The sequence below is a fragment of the Streptomyces sp. NPDC057963 genome, assembly GCF_042887155.1.
In the GTDB taxonomy this organism is placed as follows: Bacteria; Actinomycetota; Actinomycetes; order Streptomycetales; family Streptomycetaceae; genus Streptomyces.
This window is the reverse complement of the sequence record NZ_JBHVPX010000036.1, coordinates 28,933-54,109: the sequence shown is the minus strand read 5'-3', so window position 1 is coordinate 54,109 and position 25,177 is coordinate 28,933. Positions and strand designations below refer to the sequence as shown.

The following is a 25,177-nucleotide window of genomic DNA, read 5'->3' as shown; positions in this document are numbered from 1 at the left end:
GCATCGTCCTGCGTCGGACACGCCACCCGCACGATCTGACAGCCCGACGCCGTCAGCTCCGCGATCTGCTGCAACGTCGCACCGACGTCCGACGTCCGCGTCGTCGTCATCGACTGCACCGACACCGGCGCATCCCCGCCCACCGCAACCGACCCGACCTGGATCTTGCGGCTGACCCGCCGGTCGGCGAGCTTGGTCGGAACGGACGGAATTCCGAGAGAAATCGCAGTCATGCGCTGAGCATCCCCAAGGTGTGGATCAAGGTCCCGAGATCGGCGGGCTCCGGGTTTCGAGGTTACGGCACCGGCGGCGGCCCCGAGCACACCGCACGCGGGAGTGCCGCGCGCAGGCGCCGCCCCGGACACGCGCTGTGCTCCGGTCGGTCACCCTCCGTGCGCCGGACCTGCCGGAGATCAGGAGATCTTGACCGGATTGACGATGTCGGCCACCAGCACCAGCAGGGTGAAGCAGATGAAGACGCCCGCGACGACATACGCGACCGGCATCAGCTTGGCCACGTCGAAGGGGCCCGGGTCGGGGCGCTTGAAGACCCGCGCCACATTGCGGCGCAGCGCCTCCCAGAGCGCTCCGGCGATGTGTCCGCCGTCGAGCGGGAGCAGGGGCAGCATGTTGAAGAGGAACAGCGAGAGGTTGAAGCCTGCCAGCAGGAACAGCATCATCGCGATCTGGTTCTGCGCCGGTACGTCCAGCGCCATCACCTCGCCGCCGATCCTCGCCGCGCCGACGACGCCCACCGGGGAGTCGGCCGCTCGCGGGCCGTCGCCGAAGGCGGCGTCCCACAGGTCGGGGATCTTGGACGGGAGGGCGATGATCGAGTCGACACCGTTCTCGATCATGTCTCCCATGCGGACGACCGAGTCGCCGAAGGAGAGCGGCACGATCTCGGTCTGAGCGGCGAAGCCGAGGTAGCCGGCCTTCACGTACTCGCCCTCGACCACGTTGCCGTTGGAGTCCTTCTTCGCCACCGCGTTCTCCTTCAGCACGGCGTGGAGGGTCTTCTCCTGGCCGTCGCGCCGGACGGTGAGGGTGGCGGGACCGGTGGTGTCGCGGATCCTGTCGGAGAGCGTGGCCCAGTCGTCGACCTTCTGGCCGTCGAAGGCGACGATCCTGTCGCCCTTCTCGAGTCCCGCCGCCTGCGCGGGCGAGACCGCGTCGGACTTCTTGCAGGCGTCGCGGTTCTCGCTCTGCGGGATCACGCACTTCTGGACGCCCGCGACCTCGGTCGTCTGGGTCTGGAACCCGAAGGACATCGCCACACCGAGGAAGATCGCGACGGCGAGGACCAGGTTCATGAACGGTCCGGCGAACATCACGATGACGCGCTTCCACGGCTTGCGTGTGTAGAAGAGGCGCTTCTCGTCACCGGGTTCGATCTCTTCGAAGGCCGCGGACCTGGCGTCCTCGATCATGCCGCGCCACGGCGATGTGGACCGCGCCTCCAGGCGCCCGTCCGGTCCCGGCGGGAACATGCCGATCATGCGGATGTAGCCGCCGGCCGGGATGGCCTTGATCCCGTACTCGGTGTCGCCCTTCTTCCGCGACCAGATCGTCGGCCCGAAGCCGACCATGTACTGGGGGACGCGGATGCCGAAGAGCTTCGCGGTCGACAGATGCCCCAGTTCGTGCCAGGCGATCGAGAACAGCAGCCCGATGACGAAGACGACGATGCCCAGAATCGTCAACAGGACCGTCGAAATACTCATGCGCGCGCCTCCGCTGTCGCTTTCGCCGAGAGTTCACGGGCCCGGGCGCGTGCCCAGGTCTCCGCTTCGAGGACGTCTGCGACCGTGAGCGAAGTTCCCGTGGCGGGGGTGCCGTGTTCGGCCACCACCGCCGTGACCGTATCCATGATTCCGTTGAACGGCAGCTGTCCCGCCAGAAAAGCGTCGACGCATTCCTCGTTCGCGGCGTTGAACACGGCCGGGGCCGTGGCGCCGAGCGTACCGACGTGCCGGGCCAGTCCCACGGACGGGAAGGCCTCGTCGTCGAGAGGGAGGAACTCCCAGGTGGACGCCTTCGACCAGTCGAAGGCGGGGGCGGCGTCCGGCACGCGCTGGGGCCAGCCGAGACCGATGGCGATCGGGCCTCTCATGTCCGGGGGTGTGGCCTGGGCGAGGGTGGAGCCGTCGGTGAACTCGACCATGGAGTGGACGTACGACTGGGGGTGGACCACGACCTCGATCCGGTCGAACGGGATGTCGTAGAGGAGATGCGCCTCGATGACCTCCAGTCCCTTGTTGACCAGGGTGGCGGAGTTGATCGTGATGACCGGTCCCATGGCCCAGGTGGGGTGCGCGAGGGCCTCCTCCCGGGTGACGTCCACGAGCTCGCTCCTGGTGCGTCCCCGGAAGGGGCCGCCGGACGCGGTGACGACGAGCCTGCGTACGTCGGCGCGGGTGCCCGCGGCGAGTGCCTGGAAGAGGGCGGCGTGCTCGGAGTCGACCGGGATGATCTGGCCCGGCTCGGCCAGCGCCTTCACCAGCGGGCCGCCGACGATCAGCGACTCCTTGTTGGCCAGGGCGAGCGTGCGGCCCGCCTTGAGCGCGGCGAGCGTGGGGGCGAGACCGATCGAGCCGGTGATTCCGTTGAGCACGGTGTGGCACTCGCCGGCGGCGAGCTGGGTGGCGGCTTCGGGCCCGGCCAGGATCTCGGGGAGCGGCTCGCCCGTCCCGTACTGCGCGCGCAGGGCCTCCCGGAGGGCCGGTACGGCGTCCGGTGCGGCGACGGCCACGGTGCGCACCCGCAGCTGCCGCGCCTGCTCGGCGAGGAGGGCGACCCGTCCGCCCGCGGCGGAGAGGCCGGTGACGCGGAAGCGGTCGGGGTTGCGCAGCACCAGGTCTATGGCCTGGGTGCCGATGGAACCGGTGGAGCCGAGGATGACGAGATCCCGGCGGCCTTCCGCGGCGTCGAAGACGAGGTGCGGGTCGGCGAGGGGGGCAGGGCTGTCGCTCATGCCCCCCATTGTGGCCGCATCGGCTGTGGGTGTGGACAGTGCGTCCCGGTCGCCGGCGGATCCGGCCCGGGGCCGGCCGCTTCCGACGGCGAGCCCGCGGTGGCCGCGCACCGCGGCCCCGGCAGACTTCCCGCACATCTGCAACCGCCACCGCTGCTGCGCCGCACTCGGAGGCGGCCCCCGACCAGCCGCGTGGACAACGCTGCGGGTCAAGACACCTGGCGGCTCGTGGGTTCGGCGAACTCCGCGAAGGACTCGTGGAATCCGGGGAACGTCTTCCGTACGCAGCCGGGGTCGTCGAAGGTGATGCCCGGTACCCGCAGACCGGTCCTCGATGCGCACGGGGCCCGAGGCGAAGGGGGCGGCCGCGGCGAGGGCCGGCAGGAACCTGGCCGTGGTGGCGCCGTCTCGGCAGTGGACGTCGGCGTCGGTGACGGCGGGGCCCCGGGGCGGCCCTCGATGTGCCGGCGGTCCGCTTCCTGCCCGACCCGGTAGCCGAGGCGTGCGAGCCCCTCGGCGAAGCCCTCGGTGCCGTCCGTGCGCAGGGGCCGTACGAGGGTGCTGGTGCCGTTCGCGGCGGCGGCGAGGAACAGGGCGCGCGGTGACGGACTTCGAGCCGGGGATGTGGATGACGGTCACGGGGTCGTCATCCTGCTGTACCCCGCCCGGACGGGCAGGCGGCCGACGCGTGGACGCCCGCCCGCCCGGTGGGCCCGCGGGTCAGCGAACGGGCCGGTGGACGTCGTCCCGGACGGAGGCGCCCGGGGTGGCGTCGGCGATCCACGGACCGTCGCCGCTCGGATCGACGATGCCGTCCTCCAGCCAGGTGTACGTACCGGACAGGACGCCGTCGACCACACGCCGGTCCAGGTCGTCGGTGTTGGACCACAGACGGGTGAAGAGTTCCTCGACCCGGACACGCGACTGGCGGCAGAACGCGTCGGCGAGCTGGTAGGCCTCGCGGCCGTGGTCGTCGCAGGAGCGCAGCAGTTCGGCGCGGACGCAGGCGGCGCTCATCGCGAAGAGCTCCGCGCCGATGTCGACGATCCGGCCGAGGAAGCCCTGCTTGGTCTCCATCCGGCCCTGCCAGCGCGACATGGCGTAGAAGGTGGAGCGGGCCAGTTTGCGGGCGGAGCGTTCGACGTAGCGCAGATGGGCGGACAGATCCGGATGACCGGAGGGGTGGAACTCCCCGTACGTACACGGGAGTTGTCCCGGACCCGCGGCGAGCTTGGGGAGCCAGCGGGCGTAGAAGCCGGCCGCGTTCACGCCCGCTTTCGCCTTGGCGGAGAGGGGTTTGTCGGGGTCGATGATGTCCCCGGCGACCTTCAGGTGGGCGTCGACGGCCTCACGGGCGATCAGCAGGTGCATGATCTCGGTGGAGCCCTCGAAGATCCGGTTGATCCGCAGATCGCGCAGGAGCTGTTCGGCGGGGACGGCCCGTTCGCCGCGGGCGGCGAGGGACGCCGCCGTCTCGAAGCCCCGGCCGCCCCGGATCTGGACCAGCTCGTCGGCCATCAGACAGCCCATCTCGGAGCCGTACAGCTTGGCGAGTGCCGCTTCGATCCGGATGTCGTTGCGGTTCTCGTCGGCCATCTGGGAGGAGAGGTCGACCACCGCTTCGAGCGCGAAGGTGGTGGCGGCGATGAAGGAGATCTTGGCACCGACGGCCTCGTGCCGGGCGACCGGCCTGCCCCACTGCTCGCGCACCGCCGACCACTCACGGGCGATCTTCAGGCACCATTTCCCGGCGCCGACGCACATGGCGGGCAGCGAGAGCCGTCCCGTGTTGAGCGTGGTGAGGGCGATCTTGAGCCCTGCCCCTTCGGGGCCGATGCGGTTCGCGGCCGGGACCCGGACCCGGTGGAAGCGGGTGACGCCGTTCTCGATGCCGCGCAGGCCCATGAAGGCGTTGCGGTTCTCGACGGTGATGCCCGGGGAGTCCGCCTCGACGACGAACGCCGTGATGCCGCCCTTGTGGCCGTCCGACTTCGGGACCCGGGCCATCACGACGAGCAGGTCGGCGACGACCCCGTTGGTGGTCCACAGCTTCACGCCGTCGAGGATGTAGTCCGATCCCTCGGGGACCGCCGAGGTGGCGAGCCGGGCCGGGTCGGAGCCGACGTCCGGTTCGGTGAGCAGGAACGCCGAGATGGCGGTGGCGGCCAGCCGGGGCAGGAAGGCGTCCTTCTGCTCCTGGCTGCCGAAGAGCTTCAGCGGCTGCGGTACGCCGATGGACTGGTGGGCGGAGAGCAGCGCACCGATCGCGGGGCTGGCGGAGCCGACGAGGGAGAGGGCCTTGTTGTAGTAGACCTGGGTCAGACCGAGGCCGCCGTACTTCGGCTCGATCTTCATCCCGAGCGCGCCGAGCTCCTTGAGGCCGTTGATCACCTCGTCGGGGATCCTGGCCTCACGCTCGATCAGGGCGCTGTCGATCCTGGTCTCGCAGAAGTCGCGCAGCCGGGCGAGGAACGCCTCGCCGCGCCGGACGTCGTCCGCGGGCGGCAGCGGATGCGGATGGATCAGGTCGAGACGGAAGCGCCCAAGGAAGAGTTCCTTCGCGAAACTGGGCTTGTGCCAGTCCTGTTCGCGCGCGGCCTCGGCCACTTGACGCGCTTCACGCTCGGTGACCTTGGGCGTGTTCTTCGGTGCGGATGGTGCGGACATGAGGAGCTCACCTCGCCGCGTTGTGGGGTGGGCGGACGCGGCCGGTCCGCGCGGAGCGCATGGCGCCGCCGAGCCGTACCAACCGGTGCTACGTGTCCTGATGTACCCGATTCCCGGCACTCCCACCATCTCCCGGACGCCGATCGGGTCGGGAGCCACTCCACTGGACAGCCCCGCGGTGACACGGCGGCCGGACCGTGCGCGGGGCGTGCGCGGGGCGGGGAAAGCAGGAACGGCTGGAGCCCCCGCACAGTGGGCTCCAGCCGTCTCCCTGCCGCCTGCTTCGTGCTGTCCAGGCGGATCGCAGGCGGCGCTGGTGGATCGTTTCGATCCGGTTCGTGGACTACATGGATCCGCGCGGATCAGAGGGCGAGGCCGGTGAGGACCAGCACGCGCTCGTAGGTGTAGTCGTCCATGGCGTAGCGGACGCCCTCGCGGCCGACGCCGGACTGCTTGGCGCCGCCGTAGGGCATCTGGTCCGCGCGGTAGGACGGGACGTCGCCGATGATCACGCCGCCGACCTCAAGGGCGCGGTGGGCGCGGAAGGCGGTCTGCAGGTCGTGCGTGAACACGCCTGCCTGGAGGCCGTACTTGGAGGAGTTGACCGCTGCGAACGCCTCGGCCTCGCCGTCCACCTTCTGCACGGACAGCACCGGTCCGAAGACCTCCTCGCCGGAGAGGGTGACGCCGTCCGGGAGCTCGGCGAGCACGGTCGGCGCGTAGGTGGCGCCGTCCCGCTTGCCACCGGTGAGGAGCTGGGCACCGGCCTGTACGGCCTCGTCGACCCAGGACTCGACGCGCTTGGCGGCGTCCTCGCTGACCAGCGGGCCGACGTCGGTGGCGGCGTCGGACGGGTCGCCGGTGACCTGGGCCTCGACGGCCGCGACGATCTTCGGGACGAGCCGGTCGTAGACCGAGGCGTCCGCGATGACGCGCTGCACCGAGATGCAGGACTGGCCGCCCTGGTAGTTGGAGAAGGTCGCGATACGGTTCGCGGCCCAGTCCAGGTCCTCGTCGGAGGCGTAGTCGCCGAGGACGACCGCCGCGCCGTTGCCGCCGAGCTCCAGGGTGCAGTGCTTGCGCGGCACGGACTCCAGGATCGAGTAGCCGACGGGGCCGGAACCGGTGAAGGAGATGACCGGCAGGCGCTCGTCCTGCACCAGGGCCGGCATCCGGTCGTTGGGGACCGTCAGCACGGACCACGAACCGGCCGGCAGGTCGGTCTCGGCCAGCAGCTCGCCCAGGATCAGCGACGAGATCGGGGTGGCCGGGGCGGGCTTCAGGATGATCGGGGCACCGACGGCGATGGCCGGGGCCACCTTGTGGGCGCTCAGGTTCAGCGGGAAGTTGAAGGGCGCGATACCGAGGACCGTGCCGCGCGGGAAGCGCCGGGTCAGGCCGAGCCGGCCGGTGCCGCCCGCGTCGGTGTCGAGGCGCTGGGCGTCGCCGCCGTTGAAGCGGCGGGCCTCCTCGGAGGCGAACCGGAACACGGAGACGGCACGGCCGACCTCGCCGCGGGCCCACTTGATGGGCTTGCCGTTCTCGGCGGAGATCAGCTGGGCGATCTCCTCGGTGCGCTCCACCAGGCGCCGTACGACGTGGTCGAGCGCGGCGGCCCGGACGTGGGCCGGGGTCGCGGCGAACTCCTCGCGCACGGCGTGCGCGGCCGCGACGGCCTCCTCGATCTGGGCGTCGGTCGGCACGCTGACGGTGCCGACGAGACGGCCGTCCCAGGGGTTGGTGACGTCGAAGCTGTCCTCGCCGGTGGCCTGGCGGCCGGCGAGCCAGAAGGCGTGGGTGGAGGTCATGGAGGTTCCGGCCCTTCGAAGACGTGGGGTGTGGTGCCCCCACCGTAGAGCCGCACGGCCGTCTTGGCGTTTGTCCGGCATGGAGCAGAACCCGGCGGGGACACTCCGGTTTGTCGGATGCGCCGACGGGGGTGCGGCGCCTTCCGGCAGGGGTGCGGCGCCGGGCGGCGACCGGGACCGCACGGCCTTCCGGCGGCAGCTGCCACGCCGTCTCCCATCTCGCCTCCGGGGGAAGGCGTCCGGTCCTGCGGCGGCGGGTACGGCGGCGACGGCGAGTGCCCGGCCCTGCGGGCGCCGCTATCCCTGGGGCGTCTGTCCCTGGGGCGTCTGTCCCTGGGGCGTCGTCGGAGAGCTCGTCGCCTTCAGGGCCAGCCACAGCTCCATCCGGACATCCGGATCGTCCAGGGAGCGGCCCAGGATCTCCTCCACCCGGCGCATCCGGTAGCGCAGGGTGTGGCGGTGCACGCCCAGGTCGGCCGCCGCCGCGTCCCACTGGCCGTGGTGGGAGAGCCAGGCCCGCAGTGAGGCGACCAGGTCGCCGCGGCCCTTGGCGTCGTGCTCGTGCAGGGCGCGGAGCATCCCGTCGGCGAAGGCCCGTACGGCGTCGTCCGCGAGGAGCGGCAGCACCGAGCCGGTCGCCAGTTCCTCGTGCTCGACCAGCGCCCTGCCCCGGCGGCGGGCCACCGACAGGGCCTGTTCGGCCTGCTTGTACGCGGCGGAGACGGCGATGGGGCCCGCCGGTGCGGAGAGGCCCACGACCACCCGGCCCTCCTCCGTCGCCGCCGGTTCGCGCGGGGGCCGTTCCGCATGGGCCTCCTGCGCCTCCGCGAACGCCGTGCAGGCGGCGACCGCGGCTCCGCCGTCCGCGGCCAGGACGACGAGCCGTTCGCCCTCGGGCACGGCCAGCAGCGCCTCGCCGGTCCGGAAGGCCGCCGCCTCCATCGCCTCGCCCAGCGCCGCCGGTGTCGCGGGGGCGGACGCCTCGGCGATGAGCAGCCGGAACGGGGCGTCGAGCAGCCCCCCGTACAGATCCCCGGCGACGGCCCGCGCGTGGTCCGGCTGGCCGGCGAGCAGCATGCGCAGCACCGCCGCGCCCAGCCGTTGCTCCGCGCCCTGGAGGGACCGGGAGCGGGCCGTGGTCAGGGTCAGCAGGGCGACCGCCGAGTGCATGGCGTACCGCTCGGCGGTGCCGGGTGCCGCACCCGTGCCGACGGCGAGTGCGCCGCGGACCCGGCGGCCGGTGCCCAGGGACTGGAGCTCGACCCGGTCCTCGGTGCCGCCGACGACCATGCTGGCCGGGGCGAGCCGCTCCCGCAGCCGTTCCACATCGGGGGTGAGCCGGGCGGCGCGGCGGGCGGCCCAGTCGGGGGCCGCGGCGACGACCGCGCCGGAGGCGTCGTACAGCGCGGCCCAGCCGTCGACATGGGCCGCGAGCCGGGTGAGGAGCTCACCGGGGCCGTCGCCCGAGAGTGCGGCCTTCGTCAGCTCCCGCTGGGCCTCGAACCCCGCGGTCACGGCCCGGTACTGATCGGCGGCGATCGCCGACGACACGGCCTTGGCGATGGCCAGGAACGGGGTGCGACGCGGCACTTCGAGGAGCGGCAGTCCGGCTTCCTCGGCGGCGTCGACCAGGGCCTGCGGTACGTCGTCGTAGTGGACGCCGACGGCGAAGCCCAGTCCGACGACTCCGGCTCCGGCCAGCCGCCGCACGTAGCGCCGCATCGCCTCGGGATTCTCGGCGTCGAGGTTGGTGGCGGTGACGAGCAGGAGTTCGCCGCCCTCCATGTAGGGGACGGGGTCGGTCAGCTCGCTGGCATGCGCCCAGCGGACGGGCGCGTCGAGCCGGTCCGCCCCCGCGCGCACCGTGAGTTTGAGCGCCGAATGCTGGACGAGCGAGGCGAGAGTGGGGGGCATGGGGACCGTGGGACCTCAGGGAGTCGATTTTCGCCGTCCCGTATGAACGGCTCCCCTCGATTCTGCCAGGGCGGCAGGGTCCGGGGTAGCCGCTCTCACGCCCCGGACCCCGCCCCCGTACCGCTCAGCCGCTCAGGTCCACCAGCAGCGGCGGCGCGTGCTCCCCCCGTACGGTCGTCAGGGACAGCACCGCGTGTCCGGCCGGCACCCGGTGGGCCAGTTCGGAGGCCGACCAGCGCTCCCGCTCGACCTGCCGCACGGTCACCGCGTCCGTGGTGACGGCCTTGCCGGTGACCAGCTTGCGGAAGGCGTGGATGGCGCGGGTCATCGGCTGGTCGGCGAAGACGGTGCGCTGGGTGACGTCGCGGGTCTCGACCCACTCCGTTCCCCAGGCCTCGGCGAACTTCTTCCCGTCCCACGTGGTGATCCCGGAGAACGCCATCCGGCAGCCGACCGCGCCGAGCAGCGCCGTGTGCAACTGCTCGGGCACGTCGTCGAGGGTGCGCAGGGTGAGTACGGCGCCGGCGTGCGCGGAGCGCAGCCGCTGGACTCCGCGGACGGTGTCGGGGGTGAGGGTGCGGGTCGCGTCGTCGAGGACCAGGCAGGCGAAGAGGGAGCGGTCGGCACGGGCGGCGGCGCCGGCGGTGAACTGGGCGAGGACCAGACGGGCCAGCACCCGGGAGGCCTCGGCGTGGCCGCGTTCGGGCAGGTCGATCCGGACCCGGAGCGGGTGCTCCAGTGCGCGCGGCGAGAAGGAGCGGGTCCTGCCCGTGGTGTCGAAGAACTCGGTGAAGGCGGGCCGGTCGAGCAGTGCCACCCGGTCGGCGAGCGCCGGGCCCGGGTCGCCGGGCGCCCCGGCCTGGCGGGCGCGGCCGTCGAGTTCGCGCCGCATTCCGGGGTGCCCCGCCGCGTGGAGCACCTTCCGCAGCGCGGTGAGTGCCTCGGGTACGCCGTCCAGGAGTTCGCGCAGTTCCGGTACGGAGGGGAAGCGGCCGTGGGCGGCCCGGAAGGGGCCGAGGAGCTGGGCGAGGGCCGTGGCGGCGCGCCGGCTGTCCACCTCGGGGAGGTCACCGACGAGGCCGTCGGCGAGAACGGTCGCGGCCTCGTCGGGGTCGGTGGTGCCGCCGTACAGGTCGAGGTCGTGCACCGAGGACGGGTCGCCGATCTTGATGACGACGTCGAATCCCTGGTCGCCGCCGAGCTGGGTACCGGCGGCGCACACGGCGACGACGGCGGCCTGTCCGGCGAGCGCCTGCAGAGCGAGGGATTCGACGACGGGCCGGATCAGAGCCCGGCTCTTGCCCGCTCCGGGCGGTCCGACGGCGAGCAGGGACGTGCCCAGCAGCCCGGGGTCGAGGGCGATGCCGCTGCCCCGACGGGCGTACGGGTTGCGCTCGCCGTCCTCGACGGTGCCGAGCCTGACCTGCTGGACCAGCAGATCGTGCCGGGCGGCGCGGACCGGGAGGTCACGCGCGCCCGAGGGGTGGGTGCAGGCGGCGGAGCCGTCGCGGAGCACGGTGTCGGTGAAGGCGGAGAGGCGGGAGTGGTCGGCGCGTACGGACGTCCAGGCACGGCGGATGCGGGCGTAGTCGACGTCGTTCATCCGCCCGGACCTGGTCTCCCCGGCGAGTTTGGCGGCGGCCTGGTGCTGTCCGGCGGCGCGCAGGTCGGGCCATTCGGCCGGGTCGTCCTCGCCGCCCTCGACGACGGCGTCCGCACCGGCGGGCATCTCCGGTTTCGCCGTGTCGCGGGTGTCCCGGCCGGGTGCCGGCTGCGGGGACCGGTTGCGGCGCCATGCCTCGGCCCAGCGACCCAGCCTGGCGAACGGCCACACGATCACCAGGGTCAGCAAGGTGTACAACCCGTAGCTGATCACCGGGGACATCGGCTGGTCGGGGCCCAGCCAGGAGCCGGGAACCAGGCCGAAGGCCAGTACCATCCCCGGCACGGTCCCGTTCCAGACGAGGGTCCAGACCAGCAGCGCGCCGACCGCCGCACCGACCGCCCGTGCCGCTGCGCCCCGGGCGGCGACGCAGCGCTCGAAGGCGGCCGGCCAGTTGCCCAGTCGGCCGAATCCGTAGACGAGGCCCCCGATGATCAGCAGCCGGTAGATGTCGAGGGCGCGGACCGCGCCCCGGGTCTGCGGTGCGTCGCCGAAGGGCCCCCACCAGTCGCCGGGGGTGAACAGCTTCAGCGGGACCCGCCAGTACGGGATGTAGTTGTTGCGCCAGAGCGACCAGACGAGGACGCAGGCCAGCAGCGAGATCACCGCGCCGCTCACCAGCGTGCGGTCCGGGGTGCGCTCCTTCTCCTCGGCGGGCCGGGGGGCATGGCCGAGCCGCCAGACACCGGGTTCCGCGGCGGGCCTCGGGGTGCGGAGCCAGTCCCCCAGGGAGGGGCCCGTGGCGGGGGCGTATCCCGGCCTCGGCGGCAGTTCGGGAGGCGGCGGATCCGCCGGACGCGGCACCGGTGGACCCGAGCGGGTACCGCGTGAGTCGTACGTGCCCTCGGTGTCCATGTGCTGTCCCTCGTCCCCTGACCAGCGCCGACCGGTAACTCCGGGCGCACGCGCCCGAAGTCATCAATCTAGTGCCCCGGGCCACCCCGTCGGACGCGGTCCGGCGGGAAGTCTCCGCCCGTGCCCCGGGAGCCCCCGGACCCGTCCGCGCGCCGCCGCGGCCCGGCCCCGCACCCCTCGCTATGTCCGTGGCGGACAACGGCGTCCGGCCACCACTCCCGAACGGAACATGCCACACCCCCGGGCCCGCCCATAGCCTGCAGGAAGAGAAGCGTCCGAAACACCCCACAGGAGCCCCTCATGACCGCAATTCCGCAGGAGCGCCGCGTCGTCACTGCCATTCCCGGCCCGAAGTCGGTGGAGCTGCAGGCCCGCCGGCTCGCGACGGTGGCCGCAGGTGTGGGCTCCACCCTGCCGGTGTTCACCGCCCGCGCCGGTGGCGGGATCATCGAGGACGTGGACGGCAACCGTCTGATCGACCTCGGTTCCGGTATCGCCGTGACGTCGGTCGGCGCCTCCGCCGAGGCCGTCGTGCGCCGCGCGTCCGCGCAGCTCGCCGACTTCACCCACACCTGTTTCATGGTCACGCCGTACGAGGGGTACGTCGAGGTCTGCGAGCAGCTCGCCGAGCTGACGCCGGGTGACCACGCGAAGAAGTCCGCGCTGTTCAACTCGGGGGCCGAGGCCGTCGAGAACGCGGTGAAGATCGCCCGCGCCTACACCAAGCGCACCGCGGTCGTCGTCTTCGACCACGGCTACCACGGCCGCACCAACCTCACGATGGCGCTGACCGCGAAGAACATGCCGTACAAGCAGGGCTTCGGCCCGTTCGCGCCCGAGGTCTACCGGGTGCCGGTGGCGTACGGCTACCGCTGGCCGACCGGTGCCGAGAACGCCGGTGCGGAGGCGTCCGCCCAGGCCATCGACCAGATCACCAAGCAGATCGGGGCGGACAACGTCGCCGCGATCATCATCGAGCCGGTGCTCGGTGAGGGCGGCTTCATCGAGCCGGCCAAGGGCTTCCTCCCGGCGATCGCCCAGTTCGCCAAGGACAACGGCATCGTCTTCGTCGCGGACGAGATCCAGTCCGGCTTCTGCCGTACCGGCCAGTGGTTCGCCTGCGAGGACGAGGGCATCGTCCCCGACCTGATCACCACCGCCAAGGGCATCGCGGGCGGGCTTCCGCTCTCCGCCGTGACCGGCCGCGCCGAGATCATGGACGCCGCCCACGCCGGTGGCCTCGGTGGCACCTACGGCGGAAACCCGGTGGCCTGCGCGGGTGCGCTCGGCGCCATCGAGACGATGCGCGAGCTGGACCTGAACGGGAAGGCGAAGCGCATCGAGGAGGTCATGAAGGGCCGCCTCGCCGAGATGCAGGCGAAGCTGCCGAACGGCGATGTCATCGGTGACATCCGCGGCCGCGGCGCGATGATCGCGATCGAGCTGGTGAAGTCCGGCACGAAGGACCCCCACCCGGAGGCCGCCGCGAAGCTCGCCAAGGCCTGCCACGCGGAGGGCGTGCTGGTCCTCACCTGCGGCACCTACGGCAACGTCCTGCGCTTCCTCCCGCCGCTGGTGATCGGCGAGGACCTGCTGAACGAGGCCCTCGGCGTCATCGAGCAGGCTTTCGGCCAGATCTGATCTGTGCGAATCCCCCGGCGGTGACGGACGGCGTTTCCGCCGGGGATGCAGGGCCCGCGTGAGGGCCTGTGAAGAAGGTGTGGGGGGCCGATGGCGGGATCTGTTTCCGTCTGTCGGTCCCCCGTCCGCTGACGTACGGTTTCCGCAGATGAGAGAAACACCCCGCCCGCAGGGGACTGCCGGCGACGCCGGGCCGGAGCTTCCCCAGCACCGTCCTGGCCGTGCCTTCGCGCACACCACTGGAGCCTCTGGCTCCGGAACTCCTCACCGATCGGATGGCCGCCCGCCCCAAACCCCCCGGGGCGCGCGGCAAACCGGTCCGACCGGCCGCCCCGGAACCACCCCCCCTGTTCCCGGGCGGCCGGCTCTTCTCGTTTCCGCGGCGTCCTGCCTCCTGGCGCTCTTCGCGCTCACCACCTGGCAGGTCGCGGCCGGCGGCCCGCTGCGCGGGGCGGACGAGCGGACCGCGCGGGCCGTCGTCGGACACGGCCCCGCTCCCCTGACCGAATTCCTCGCCGATCTCGGCACCCTGCAGATCGCGCTTCCCGTGCTGGGCTGCGCGATCGTCCGGGCACTGGTGCGCGGCGCACGCCGGGAGCCGCTGTACGCGGCGCTCACCATGGCGGCGGTGCCCCTCCTCGTCGTCCCGCTGAAGGACTGGATCGCCCGGCCCGGACCGCTGACCGACGCCATCGGCTACTACCCGTCCGGCCACGCGGCGACGGCCGCGGTGGCGTACGGGGCGGCGGCGCTGCTGACCGCGCCGTACACGGGGCGGGCGTGGATGATGCCCGTCGCCGCTGTCCTGCTGACCACGGCGACGGGCATCGGTCTGGTGCTGCGCGGCTACCACTGGCCGCTGGACGTGCTGGGCAGTTGGTTCCTGTGCGGGCTGCTGCTTCTTCCCCTGGGGCTCGGCCGCCGGACCGGGCACCGGTTCCGCCGGCCGTAGCCGCAGGCGTCAGCTGCCGAAATAGGCGTCGAAGTTCTTGGAGAACTCCCCGTTGTTGAAGCGGTCCCAGTTGATCGACCACGTCATCAGTCCGCGCAGCCCCGGCCACGTGCCGTGCGTGGCGTACGAGCCGCAGTCGGTCTTCTTCGTCAGGCAGTTCAGCGCCTTGGTGACCTCGGCGGGCGAGGTGTAACCGTTGCCTGCCTGGGTGGAGGCGGGCAGGCCGATGGAGACCTGGTCGGGTCGGAGCCCCGGGAAGACCTTGGTCTGGTCGCCCGCCACCGGGAAGCCGGCGAGCAGCATGTCGGTCATGGCGATGTGGAAGTCCGCGCCGCCCATCGAGTGGTACTGGTTGTCCAGGCCCATGACCGAGCCCGAGTTGTAGTCCTGGACGTGCAGCAGGGTCAGGTCGTCGCGCAGCGCGTGGATGACCGGGAGGTAGGCACCGGCGCGGGGGTCCTGGCCGCCCCAGGGGCCCGAGCCGTAGTACTGGTGGCCGAGCTGCACGAAGAAGGTCTCGGGGGCCATGGTGAGGACGAACGTGTCGCCGTACTTGGCCTTGAGGGTCTTCACCGCGGAGATCAGGTTGACGATGACCGGGGTGGTGGGGTTGCGGAAGTCGGTGTCCCCGGTGTTCAGCGAGAGCGAGTGGCCCTCGAAGTCGATGTCGAGGCCGTCCAGACCGTACTCGTCGATGATCTTGCTGACCGAGGAGACGAAGGTGTCACGGGCGGCGGTGGTGGCGAGCTGCACCTGGCCGTTCTGACCGCCGATGGAGATCAGCACCTTCTTCCCCGCGGCCCGCTTGGCCTTGATGGCCGCCTTGAACTCGGCCGCCGACTCGACGTTCGGGCACTCGGTGACCGGGCAGAGCGAGAAGCGGATGTCGCCGGAGGTGACCGAGGTCGGCTCGCCGAAGGCCAGGTCGATGACGTCCCAGGAGTCGGGTACGTCCGCCATCCGCGTGTAGCCGGAGCCGTTGGCGAAGCTGGAGTGCAGATAGCCGACGAGCGCGTGGGCGGGCAGGGAGCCGCCGCCTCCGCCGCCCGCCGTGGTGGTGGCGGAGACGGCGGCGGACCTGGCGGACTCACCGGCGGAGTTGGTCGCGGCGACCTGGAAGCTGTACGCGGTCGACGCGGCCAGGCCCGTCACGGTGGCGGAGGTGCCGGTGACCGAGAGGACCTTCGCGCCGCCCCGGTAGACGTTGTAGCCGGTGGCGCCCGAGGAGCCGGTCCAGGTGAGGTCGACCGAGGAGGCGGTGGCCGTGCCGGCCTTCAGTCCGGTGGGGGTGGCCGGGAGCGCGACCGGGTCGCCGCCGGGGCCGATCAGGGTGAGGTCGTCGGCGTAGTAGGCGGGGGTGCCGTACCAGCCGTGGGTGTAGACGGTCACCGAGGTGGTGGCGGGCCCGGTCCTGAAGGTGGTGGTGAGCTGCTTCCAGTCGGCCGCCGACTGGGTCCAGGTGGACACGTCGGTCGTGCCCGTGCCGTCCGCGCCGAGGTAGACGTAACTGCCCTGCACCCAGGCGCTCAGCGTGTACGTGGAGTCCGGCTCGACCGTCACGGACTGGGAGCATCTGGCGTTGTCGCCGCCCGCGGGTGTCGCCTTCAGCGCCGAAATGCCGGTGTGGACAGGGGTGCTGACGGCGGCTCCGCTGCCGGCGGTACAGCTCCAGCCGTCCAGTCCGGCCTCGAAGCCGCCGTTGCGCGCCAGATCGGAGTCGGCCGCGGCGGCGGACGGGGCGGCGGCGAGACCACCGGCGGCGAGCAGGGCCGCCGAGAAGGCGGCCAGAAGTCCGGTCAATCGGGCGGGGGGTCCCGTGCGTTCCACAACGGCCTCCGTGCATGGGGGAATTGAGTGCGGCGGCCACAACATGGTCCAGACCAATCAGGTTGTCAAGACCTCTGGCAGCACTCCTGCGCGGCGGCGGCCGCACCCGGGCTGCTCCGGTGTGCGGCCGTCCGCGTCCCTCGTTCCCCCGGCCGGCCCGCTCCGCTCCCCGTCAGTTCCCGCCGCTCCCGGCCCTCCCGGCGGCCGCCTCATGCATCGCGAGCTCCAGAAGCGCCGCGTCGACGAGCGTTCCCGAGCCGTCCGGCGGGATCAGCCAGTGCATCCCGCCCAGGGCCTCCCGCCCCGGGTGCGGCACGACGATCCAGGTCCCCTGCCCCGCCCCCCGTACGCCGGTGCCGAGCCAGCGGCCGGCGGTGCCCGGCGGCACGAAGAAACCCGTGCGGGCATCGCCGGAATCGGAGAGGACCGGTCCGGGCCGGTCGATGAGCCGGGTGAGCACATCGAGCGCCGGACAGCCCAGCTCACCCGGAAGAATCAGTACGTCCCAGCGCCGGCCGGCGGGCAGGAGCGCGATCCCCTCGGGATTGCGCTCCCATTCCCACCGGCAGGCGTCCGGATCCGGCGCCACCGATACGAGCCACTCGACTGCTGCTTTGGCCCCCGCGCCAGCCATGACCGGCCTCCATTCCGTGTGCACCGGCCATGCGTTGCCGGTGTGTCCACACGGGAGAGAGGGGTGGCGCCGAACCATGACGCGACTTCGGGCCACCAATGGGCAGTGAACTGGGTCACGTCGCGCCGGACCGCGCTCAACTGTCGAAACCGAGCCCCAGCCGGTCCATCGTCCGCAGCCACAGATTGCGGTGCCCGCCGTTGCTGTCCGCCCTGGCCAGGGACCTCTTGGTGAGTTCGATCCCGCCCCAGGCGAAGGGCTCCGGCGGGAACGGCATCGGCTTCTTGCGGACCATTTCCAGAGCGGTCCTTTCATTCCGTTCGCCCGCCAGCAGATCGAGCATCACATCGGCCCCGAAACGGGTCGCTCCGACGCCGAGTCCGGTATATCCGGCGGCATAGGCGACCCGGCCCTGATGGGCCGTACCGAAGAATGCGGAAAAGCGGGAACAGGTGTCGATCGCCCCGCCCCAGGCGTGGCTGAACCGGATTCCGGCCAATTGCGGGAAACAGTCGAAGAACTGCCCCGCGAGCTTGAGGAAGGTCTCCGGGCGCTGGTCGAGATCGGCGCTCAGCCGGCCGCCGTAGGGATAGATCGCGTCATAGCCGCCCCACAGGATCCGGTGGTCGGCCGACATCCGGAAGTAGTGGAACTGGTTGGCGCTGTCGCCCAGCCCCTGCCGGTTCTTCCAGCCGATGGAGGCGAGCTGGTCGGCGGTGAGGGGTTCCGTCATCAGCGCGTAGTCGTAGACCGGCACGGTGTACGGGCGGACCCGCTTGACCAGGGACGGGAAGATGTTCGTACCGAGGGCGACGCGGCGCGCGAAGACCCTTCCGTACGGCGTGCGGACCGCCATTCCGGCGCTGGTCCTGGCCAGTTCGAGTCCTCGGGTGTGCTCGTACACCCGGACCCCCAGGCCGATGCAGGCCCGCTTCAGTCCCCAGGCCAGCTTGGCGGGGTGCAGCATGGCGACCCCGCGCCGGTCCCAGAGTCCGCCGAGGAACGTGGGCGAGTCGACCTCGGCGCGCAGCGCGTCCCGGTCCAGGAATTCCAGCCCGGTGAATCCGAGCTTTTCGGCCTCCTGGTGCCATTCGTGAAGCTCTTCGAGCTGGTGGGGTTCGGTGGCGACGTCGATTTCGCCGGTGCGCTCGAATTCGCAGTCGATGGAATAGCGGGCGACGGCGGCCTCGATGGCGTCGAGGTTCCGCTCGCCCAGCTCCTCCAGCTTCTTGATCTCGTCCGGCCAGCGCTCCAGGCCGTTGGGCAGGCCATGGGTGAGGGAGGCGGCGCAGAATCCGCCGTTGCGGCCCGAGGCGGCCCAGCCCACCTCGTGCCCCTCGATCAGGACGACGTCCCGCTCCGGATCGCGTTCCTTGGCGATCAGCGCGGTCCACAGTCCGCTGTATCCGCCGCCGACGACGAGGAGATCGCAGTGTTCGTCACCGGTGAGCGCGGGCAGCGCGTCGGGCCTGCCCGGGTCGTCCAGCCAGAACGAGACCGGCTTGGCGTCGGAGAGTGATTGTGCAGCAGTACGCATGGCGGCTGGGGCCATGGTTTCCAACTCCTTCGGGGCTTTCTATCGTGCGGTGTTCTTCCGCCGGTTCGCGATGAGCTGGCCGACGACAACCACCAGCACCGCGATGACGAACATCGCCGTACCGATGACGTTGATCTGCACGGGCGTGCCGCGCTGTGCCGAACCCCAGACGAACATGGGGAAGGTCACGGTGGAGCCCGCGTTGAAATTGGTGATGATGAAATCGTCGAAGGAGAGCGCGAAGGCGAGCAGCGCTCCCGCCGCGATTCCGGGGGCGGCGATCGGCAGCGTCACGCGCAGGAAGGTCTGCACGGGCCCCGCGTACAGATCGCGGGCCGCCTCCTCCAGTCGCGGGTCCATCGACATCACACGGGCCTTGACCGCGGTCACGACGAAGCTCAGGCAGAACATGATGTGCGCGATGAGGATCGTCCAGAAGCCGAGCTGCGCCCCCATGTTGAGGAAGAGCGTGAGCAGCGAGGCGGCCATGACGACCTCGGGCATCGCCATCGGCAGGAAGATCAGTGAGCTGATCGCGCCGCGCGCCCGGAAACGGTAGCGGACCAGCGCGAAGGAGATCATCGTGCCGAGGACGGTCGCGCCGACGGTGGCCCAGGTGGCGATCTGCAGGGACAGGGAGAGCGAGCCGCACATGTCGGCGACGCCGCAGGGGTCCTTCCAGGCGTCCAGGGAGAAGTGCTGCCAGGCGTAGTTGAAGCGCCCCTTCGGCTTGTTGAACGAGAACACCATCACGACGATGTTCGGAAGGATCAGGTAGGCGAGGGTCAGCAGACCCGCGATGACGATCAGATTCCGGCGGATCCAGCGCAGTACGGGCATCAGACCAGGTCCTCCGTCCCGGAGCGGCGGATGTAGACGGTGACCATGATCAGGACGACCGCCATGAGGATGAAGGAGAGCGCGGCCGCCGTCGGATAGTCGAGGACGCGCAGGAACTGGGTCTGGATGACGCTGCCGACCATCTTGGTGTCGGTGGAGCCCAGCAGTTCCGCGTTGACGTAGTCACCGCTGGCCGGGATGAAGGTCAGCAGCGTTCCGGAGACGACACCCGGCATGGAGAGCGGGAAGGTCACCTTGCGGAAGGTGGTGGCGGGGGTGGCGTACAGGTCGCCGGCCGCCTCGTGCAGCCTGCCGTCGATCCGCTCCAGCGAGGTGTAGAGCGGCAGGATCATGAACGGCAGGAAGTTGTACGTGAGACCGCAGACCACCGCCATCGGCGTGGCCAGCACCCGGTTCGACTCGGTCCAGCCGAGCCAGCTGGTGACGTCCAGGACGTGCAGTGTGTTCAGTACGTCGACGACCGCGCCGCCGTCCGCGAGGATCGTCTTCCAGGCGAGCGTACGGATCAGGAAGCTGGTGAAGAAGGGCGCGATGACCAGCACGAGGACGACGTTGCGCCAGCGGCCGGCCTTGAAGGCGATGAGGTACGCGAGCGGGTAGCCGAGCAGCAGGCACAGGATCGTGGCGGTGCCCGCGTACAGCAGGGACCGGATGAACTGCGGGTAGTAGTCCGTCAGCGCGTCCCAGTACGTCTGGAAGTGCCAGGTGACCTCGAAGCCCTTCTCCAGGGAGCCGGTCTGTACGGAGGTCGACGCCTGGTAGACCAGCGGCAGCGCGAAGAAGACGACGAGCCACAGAATGCCGGGGAGCAGCAGCCAGTAGGGGACGAGGCGCTTGCGGGCGGAGGCCTTGCGTACCTGCGGTTCGGCGGTGGGCGCGGTGGGCGGCGCCTCGGTGACGGTCACGCCGCGTCCTCCACCGTCTCCACACCGGCGTCGATGTCTTGCGTCGCGTCCAGACCGAAGGTGTGCGCCGGGTTCCAGTGCAGCACGACCTCGGCACCGGGGACGAGCCGGCCGTCGCGCTCGATGTTCTGCTCGTAGACCTGGAGGGCCTTGCCCGCCGGGCTCTCCACCACGTACTGCGTGGACACTCCGATGAAGCTGGAGTCGACGATCCGTCCGGTGGCCCGGTTGCGGCCGTCGGCTATCGCGTCCGCGTCGTCGGCGTGCGCGAGCGAGATCTTCTCCGGGCGTACGCCGAGCAGCAGCTTGCCGCCGTTCACGGTCGGGGCCGTACATCGGTCGGCGGGCAGCCGCAGCTTCCCGTCGCCGGCCGCGACGACGACGTCGGTGCCCGCGGAGACGATCTCGCCCTCGATGAGGTTGGAGGTGCCGAGGAAGTTGGCGACGAAGGTCGTCTTCGGGTTCTCGTACAGATCGGCGGGGGCGCCGAGCTGTTCGACCCGGCCCCCGTTCATCACCGCGACGGTGTCGGCCATGGTCATGGCCTCCTCCTGGTCGTGGGTGACGTGGATGAAGGTGATGCCGACCTCGGTCTGGATGCGCTTGAGCTCCAGCTGCATCTGGCGGCGCAGCTTGAGGTCGAGGGCGCCGAGCGGCTCGTCGAGGAGAAGCACCTGCGGGTGGTTGATCAGGGCGCGGGCGACGGCGACGCGCTGCTGCTGGCCGCCGGAGAGCTGGTGCGGTTTGCGCTTGGCGAAGTCGCCGAGCTGGACGAGCTCCAGCATCTCGTCGACCTGCTTCTTCACCGACTTGATGCCGCGCCGGCGCAGACCGAAGGCGACGTTCTCGGAGATGTCGAGGTGCGGGAAGAGCGCGTAGCTCTGGAAGACCGTGTTGACGGGCCGCTTGTACGGGGGCAGGTCGGTGATGTCGCGGCCGCCGAGGAAGACGGTGCCGGTGGTCGCCTCCTCCAGCCCCGCGATCATCCGCAGGGTGGTGGTCTTGCCGCAGCCGGACGCGCCGAGCAGCGCGAAGAACGAGCCCTGCGGGACGGTCAGGTCGAGCGGCTTGACGGCGGCGAAGGAGCCGTACGTCTTGCTGATCCCGGTGAGGCGGACATCGCCGCCTGTCTGCTGCTGTGTCATGGATCGAAGTCCCAGTGGTGTCAGGGGGAGATCGGGGAAGGGGAACGCGCGGCGGTCAGGCGCCGATGAGCTTGGCGAACTTCTCCTCGTACGCCGTTTCTTCCTCGGGCGTCAGGGAGCGGAAGGCGTGCGACCGGGCCGCCATCTCCTCGTCCGGAAGGATCAGGACGTTGTCGGCCATCGCCTGGTCGATCTTGGCCAGCTCGTCGCGGACTCCGTCGACCGGACAGACGAAGTTGATGTACGCGGCGAGTTCGGCGGCGACCGCCGGCTCGTAGTAGTGGTCGATGAGCTTCTCGGCGTTGGTCTTGTGCCGCGCCTTCACCGGGACGAGCAGGTTGTCGCTGGAAATGAGGTAGCCGGCGGCCGGGATGGCGTACTTGATGTCCGGGTTTCCGGCCTGGAGCTGGATGATGTCGCCGGCCCAGGCGACGCAGGCGGCGATGTCGCCCTTGTCGAGGTCGGCGGTGTAGTCGTTGCCGGTGAAGCGCCGGATCTGGTTCCTGTCGACGCCCTTCTGGAGCCGTCCGATCGCGGCATCGTAGTCGGCGTCGGTGAAGGTGCCGGGGTTCTTGCCCATGTCCAGCAGGGTCATACCGACGGTGTCGCGCATCTCCGAGAGGAAACTGACCCGCCCCTTGAGCTTCGGGTCGTCGAGCAGCTGGCTGACGGAATCGACCTTGCGGCCGCCGGTCGCCTTGGAGTTGTAGGCGATGACGGCGGGGATGCCCGCCCACGGGTACGAGTGGGCGCGGCCCGGGTCCCAGTCCGGGGTGCGGAACTGGGCCGAGAGGTTGGCGTAGGCGTGCGGCAGATGCGACGGGTCGAGCTTCTGCGCCCAGCCGAGGCGAACGATGCGGGCGGCCAGCCAGTCGGTGACGCAGATGAGGTCGCGGCCGGTGTCCTGGCCGGCCGCGAGCTGCGGCTTGATCTTGCCGAAGAACTCGACGTTGTCGTTGATGTCCTCGGTGTACTTGACCTTGATCCCGGTGCGCTTCGTGAACGCCTCCAGCGTCGGCCGGTGCTTGCCGTCGTCGGTGACGTCCATGTACTCGGTCCAGTTGGAGAAGTTGACCTGCTTCTCCTGGGCCGAGTGGTCGTCCGAGGCCGCCGCGGCATCCCCTTCCCGCTTCGCCGGCGGGATGCCGCATGCGCTCAGCGTCCCCAGCCCGCCGATCGCGAGCGCCCCCAGGCCGGAGGCGCGGAGTAGCGAACGGCGGGTCAGGGCGCCCCGGCCGCTGGTCAGACTGCGTCGCATCGCGGCCAGCTGGGCCGCGGAGAGGCGCTCGGGCTCGTACTGCTCCATGCGCGTTGCCCTTTCGGGTGTGTGTGGCCGGGGGCGGCCGGGTTATCGGTCCCCGAAGATCGTGCGGTGCCAGTCCTTGCGGGCGACCGCGGTGTTGTCGTACATGACGTGCTTGACCTGCGTGTACTCCTCGAAGGAGTACGAGGACATGTCCTTGCCGAAGCCGCTGGCCTTGTATCCGCCGTGCGGCATCTCGCTGATGATCGGAATGTGGTCGTTGACCCAGACGCAGCCCGCCTTGATCTCGCGGGTGGCGCGGTTCGCCCGGTACAGGTCGCGGCTCCAGGCGGAGGCGGCGAGCCCGTACGGGGTGTCGTTGGCGAGGCGGATGCCCTCGTCGTCGGTGTCGAAGGGCAGCACGACGAGGACCGGGCCGAAGATCTCCGACTGGACGATCTCGCTGTCCTGGGCGGCACCGGCGACCAGGGTCGGCCGGTAGTAGGCCCCGGCCGCCAGTTCGCCGCCGGGCGCCTCGCCCCCGGTGACCACGGTGGCGTACGCGCGGGCGCGCTCGACGAATCCGGCGACCCGGTCCCGCTGGGCATGGCTGATCAGCGGGCCGAGGTCGGTCGCCGGGTCGAAGGGGTCGCCGAGCCGGACGGTTTCCATGAGTTCGGCGACGCCCTGCACGAAGGCGTCGTAGAGGGGGCGCTGGACGTAGGCGCGGGTGGCGGCGGTGCAGTCCTGGCCGGTGTTGATGAGCGCTCCGGCGACCGCGCCGTGGACCGCGGCTTCGAGGTCGGCGTCGTCGAAGACGACGAAGGGTGCCTTGCCGCCGAGTTCGAGGTGGAGGCGCTTGACGGTGGAGGTGGCGATCTCCGCGACCCGCTTGCCGACGGCGGTGGAGCCGGTGAAGGAGGTCATGACGACGTCCGGGTGGCCGACGAGGTGCTCGCCGGCGTCCTTGCCCGCGCCGGTGACAATGTTGATCACACCGTCCGGGATGCCCGCCTCCGTGGCCGCCTGGGCGAACATCAACGAGGTCAGCGGGGTGATCTCGGCGGGCTTGAGCACGATCGTGTTGCCCGCGGCGACGGCCGGGAGGATCTTCCAGGCGGCCATCTGGAGCGGGTAGTTCCAGGGCGCGATGGAGCCGACGACGCCGATCGCCTCCCGGCGTACGTAGGAGGTGTGGTCGCCGTCGTACTCGGCCGCCGACTTGCCCTCCAGATGGCGGGCGGCACCCGCGAAGAAGGAGGTGTTGTCGACGGTGCCGGGCACGTCGAACTCGGTGGAGAGCTTGATCGGCTTTCCGCACTGGAGGGACTCGACGTACGCGAAGTCGTCGGCCTGCTCGGCGAGGACGGCGGCGAAGCGGTGCATCGCCTCGGCCCGCTCGGCCGGAGTCGCCCCCGACCAGCCGGGGAACGCCTCGCGTGCGGCGGCGACAGCCGCGTCGACGTCGGCGGTGCCCGCCAGTTCGTAGCGGTGGACGGTCTCGCCCGTGGCCGGATTCACCACCTCGTGGTGACGTCCCGATGTACCGGACCGCAGCTTTCCGCCGATGTACTGTGCGCCGTCCGCGAAGCGGTCCCGCACCTGGATGCCGTTGCCCATGACGCTCTCCTCCGCCACGTTCCCGGGAATACGGGAGCGGCGTAGTCTCTGCTCGATTTGAGTGCCGATCCTGACAGAGGGGATCGACCCCAACAAGTGATTCCGTTGTTGCCTTTTGGTTACGCGACGGAATCCTTCGACCATGTGTCGCGTCAGTGCGGAAATCCCCGTACGGAGTGTCAGTGGCGGATGCCAGACTCGCGTGTCATGGAACACATGGACGACCTCCTGGCGCGGTCCGCGCGCGGCGAGAAAGTGAAGTACCTGCACTTCTGGGGGCACCGCCCCCGGCCCGACGGCCGCATCGGTGCGAGCTGTCTCAGCCAGTGGTGGCCGTCGCCCTTCACGGTCGACGGCGTGACCTACGCGTCGGCCGAGCACTGGATGATGGCCGCGAAGGCGCGGCTGTTCGGCGACACGGACGCGGAGGTCCGGGCGGTGTCGGCGAAGAGTCCGGCCCAGGCGAAGAAGGCGGGCCGGCTGGTCCGCGGGTTCGACGAGGCGGTGTGGGTGCGCGAGCGGTACGCGCTGGTGGTGGCCGGCAGCGTCCACAAGTTCCGCCACCACCCTCAGCTGCGGGAATTCCTGCTGAACACCGGGGACCGGATCCTGGTCGAGGCCAGCCCCATGGACCGGATCTGGGGCATCGGACTGGCCGCGGACGACCCGCGGGCGGAGAATCCGGCGACCTGGCGGGGGCTGAATCTGCTGGGGTTCGCGCTGATGGACGCGCGGGCGGAGCTGCGCGGGTCCTGAGGCGGCCTGATCCAAACGAAGGACCCGATAAGGGTGTCCCGTAGACGCCCGACGGCCGGGCGGGCCGGAGAAGTCCGGCCCCCCCCCGGCGGGGGGGGGGTGGGGGGGGCGGGGGCCCCGGGGGGCGGGGGGCCCACCAAATGCCCACCGCGGACCCCCCCCGGGGGTGGGTTAG

18 protein-coding genes and 1 pseudogene are annotated in these 25,177 nt (G+C 71.0%); 3 read left to right on the top strand and 16 right to left on the bottom strand.

The genetic code is table 11. The features are described 5' to 3' along the window. The 8 genes and pseudogenes from ACFVT1_RS38475 to ACFVT1_RS38440 all read right to left on the bottom strand — a co-directional run. Positions 1 to 233, bottom strand: a 233-nt coding sequence (locus ACFVT1_RS38475) for a flavodoxin-dependent (E)-4-hydroxy-3-methylbut-2-enyl-diphosphate synthase (RefSeq protein WP_389804768.1), incomplete at its 3' end; no start/stop codon positions are given. 180 nt (positions 234 to 413) lie between these two features. Then, positions 414 to 1,724 (bottom strand): M50 family metallopeptidase, encoded by a 1,311-nt coding sequence (locus ACFVT1_RS38470; RefSeq protein WP_389804765.1) that lies wholly within the window; start codon positions 1,722 to 1,724, stop codon positions 414 to 416. Further along, a complete protein-coding gene (gene dxr, locus ACFVT1_RS38465) occupies positions 1,721 to 2,974 on the bottom strand; it encodes a 1-deoxy-D-xylulose-5-phosphate reductoisomerase (RefSeq protein ID WP_389804778.1) in 1,254 nt (417 codons plus the stop codon). Before dxr ends, ACFVT1_RS38470 begins: the two co-directional genes overlap by 4 nt. A gap of 330 nt (positions 2,975 to 3,304) precedes the next feature. Next, positions 3,305 to 3,613 (bottom strand): annotated as a pseudogene (locus ACFVT1_RS38460) (3-phosphoshikimate 1-carboxyvinyltransferase); the annotation flags it as partial. 81 nt (positions 3,614 to 3,694) lie between these two features. Beyond that, on the bottom strand, positions 3,695 to 5,641 hold the full coding sequence (locus ACFVT1_RS38455) for an acyl-CoA dehydrogenase family protein (RefSeq protein ID WP_389804762.1): 1,947 nt from the start codon (positions 5,639 to 5,641) through the stop codon (positions 3,695 to 3,697). Positions 5,642 to 6,003: 362 nt separating this feature from the next. Further along, the gene (locus ACFVT1_RS38450) at positions 6,004 to 7,449 is read right to left on the bottom strand and encodes an aldehyde dehydrogenase family protein (protein WP_362209038.1); all 1,446 of its coding nucleotides are present in this window, start codon (positions 7,447 to 7,449) and stop codon (positions 6,004 to 6,006) included. A 297-nt stretch (positions 7,450 to 7,746) separates the two neighbouring features. Continuing rightward, positions 7,747 to 9,363 (bottom strand): PucR family transcriptional regulator, encoded by a 1,617-nt coding sequence (locus tag ACFVT1_RS38445; RefSeq protein WP_389804759.1) that lies wholly within the window; start codon positions 9,361 to 9,363, stop codon positions 7,747 to 7,749. A gap of 124 nt (positions 9,364 to 9,487) precedes the next feature. Beyond that, a complete protein-coding gene (locus ACFVT1_RS38440) occupies positions 9,488 to 11,881 on the bottom strand; it encodes an ATP/GTP-binding protein (RefSeq protein ID WP_389804757.1) in 2,394 nt (797 codons plus the stop codon). Positions 11,882 to 12,181: 300 nt separating this feature from the next. Here ACFVT1_RS38440 and gabT point away from each other — a divergent pair, with 300 nt between their 5' ends. Further along, positions 12,182 to 13,522, top strand: coding sequence for a 4-aminobutyrate--2-oxoglutarate transaminase (gene gabT / locus ACFVT1_RS38435; protein WP_389804754.1), 1,341 nt, complete (start codon positions 12,182 to 12,184; stop codon positions 13,520 to 13,522). Between the two features lie 148 nt (positions 13,523 to 13,670). Further along, positions 13,671 to 14,474 carry a phosphatase PAP2 family protein gene (locus ACFVT1_RS38430; RefSeq protein WP_389804751.1) on the top strand — a complete coding sequence of 268 codons (804 nt, stop codon included), beginning with the start codon at positions 13,671 to 13,673 and terminating at the stop codon, positions 14,472 to 14,474. 9 nt (positions 14,475 to 14,483) lie between these two features. Here ACFVT1_RS38430 and ACFVT1_RS38425 read toward each other — a convergent pair whose 3' ends face one another. The 8 genes from ACFVT1_RS38425 to ACFVT1_RS38390 all read right to left on the bottom strand — a co-directional run bounded on the left by ACFVT1_RS38425 (position 14,484) and on the right by ACFVT1_RS38390 (position 24,246). Then, on the bottom strand, positions 14,484 to 16,301 hold the full coding sequence (locus ACFVT1_RS38425) for a chitinase (protein ID WP_389804748.1): 1,818 nt from the start codon (positions 16,299 to 16,301) through the stop codon (positions 14,484 to 14,486). A 172-nt stretch (positions 16,302 to 16,473) separates the two neighbouring features. After that, positions 16,474 to 16,935 carry a hypothetical protein gene (locus tag ACFVT1_RS38420; protein ID WP_389804747.1) on the bottom strand — a complete coding sequence of 154 codons (462 nt, stop codon included), beginning with the start codon at positions 16,933 to 16,935 and terminating at the stop codon, positions 16,474 to 16,476. Positions 16,936 to 17,071: 136 nt separating this feature from the next. Beyond that, positions 17,072 to 18,487, bottom strand: a complete 1,416-nt coding sequence (locus ACFVT1_RS38415) for an NAD(P)/FAD-dependent oxidoreductase (protein WP_389804746.1) — start codon at positions 18,485 to 18,487, stop codon at positions 17,072 to 17,074. 24 nt (positions 18,488 to 18,511) lie between these two features. Next, positions 18,512 to 19,312: an ABC transporter permease gene (locus ACFVT1_RS38410; RefSeq protein WP_389804743.1), complete on the bottom strand. Its 801-nt coding sequence runs from the start codon at positions 19,310 to 19,312 to the stop codon at positions 18,512 to 18,514. After that, the gene (locus tag ACFVT1_RS38405; protein ID WP_389804740.1) at positions 19,312 to 20,238 is read right to left on the bottom strand and encodes an ABC transporter permease; all 927 of its coding nucleotides are present in this window, start codon (positions 20,236 to 20,238) and stop codon (positions 19,312 to 19,314) included. Before ACFVT1_RS38405 ends, ACFVT1_RS38410 begins: the two co-directional genes overlap by 1 nt. Then, positions 20,235 to 21,383 (bottom strand): ABC transporter ATP-binding protein, encoded by a 1,149-nt coding sequence (locus tag ACFVT1_RS38400; RefSeq protein ID WP_389804737.1) that lies wholly within the window; start codon positions 21,381 to 21,383, stop codon positions 20,235 to 20,237. Before ACFVT1_RS38400 ends, ACFVT1_RS38405 begins: the two co-directional genes overlap by 4 nt. A 55-nt stretch (positions 21,384 to 21,438) precedes the next feature. After that, entirely contained in the window at positions 21,439 to 22,689 is a 1,251-nt protein-coding gene (locus tag ACFVT1_RS38395; RefSeq protein WP_389804736.1) for a PotD/PotF family extracellular solute-binding protein, read from the bottom strand. A gap of 42 nt (positions 22,690 to 22,731) precedes the next feature. Then, positions 22,732 to 24,246, bottom strand: coding sequence for a gamma-aminobutyraldehyde dehydrogenase (locus ACFVT1_RS38390; RefSeq protein WP_389804733.1), 1,515 nt, complete (start codon positions 24,244 to 24,246; stop codon positions 22,732 to 22,734). Positions 24,247 to 24,453: 207 nt separating this feature from the next. On the opposite strand from ACFVT1_RS38390, the gene ACFVT1_RS38385 reads away from it, so the two are divergent. Next, a complete protein-coding gene (locus ACFVT1_RS38385) occupies positions 24,454 to 25,002 on the top strand; it encodes an NADAR family protein (RefSeq protein ID WP_389804731.1) in 549 nt (182 codons plus the stop codon). Positions 25,003 to 25,177 lie beyond the last annotated feature (175 nt).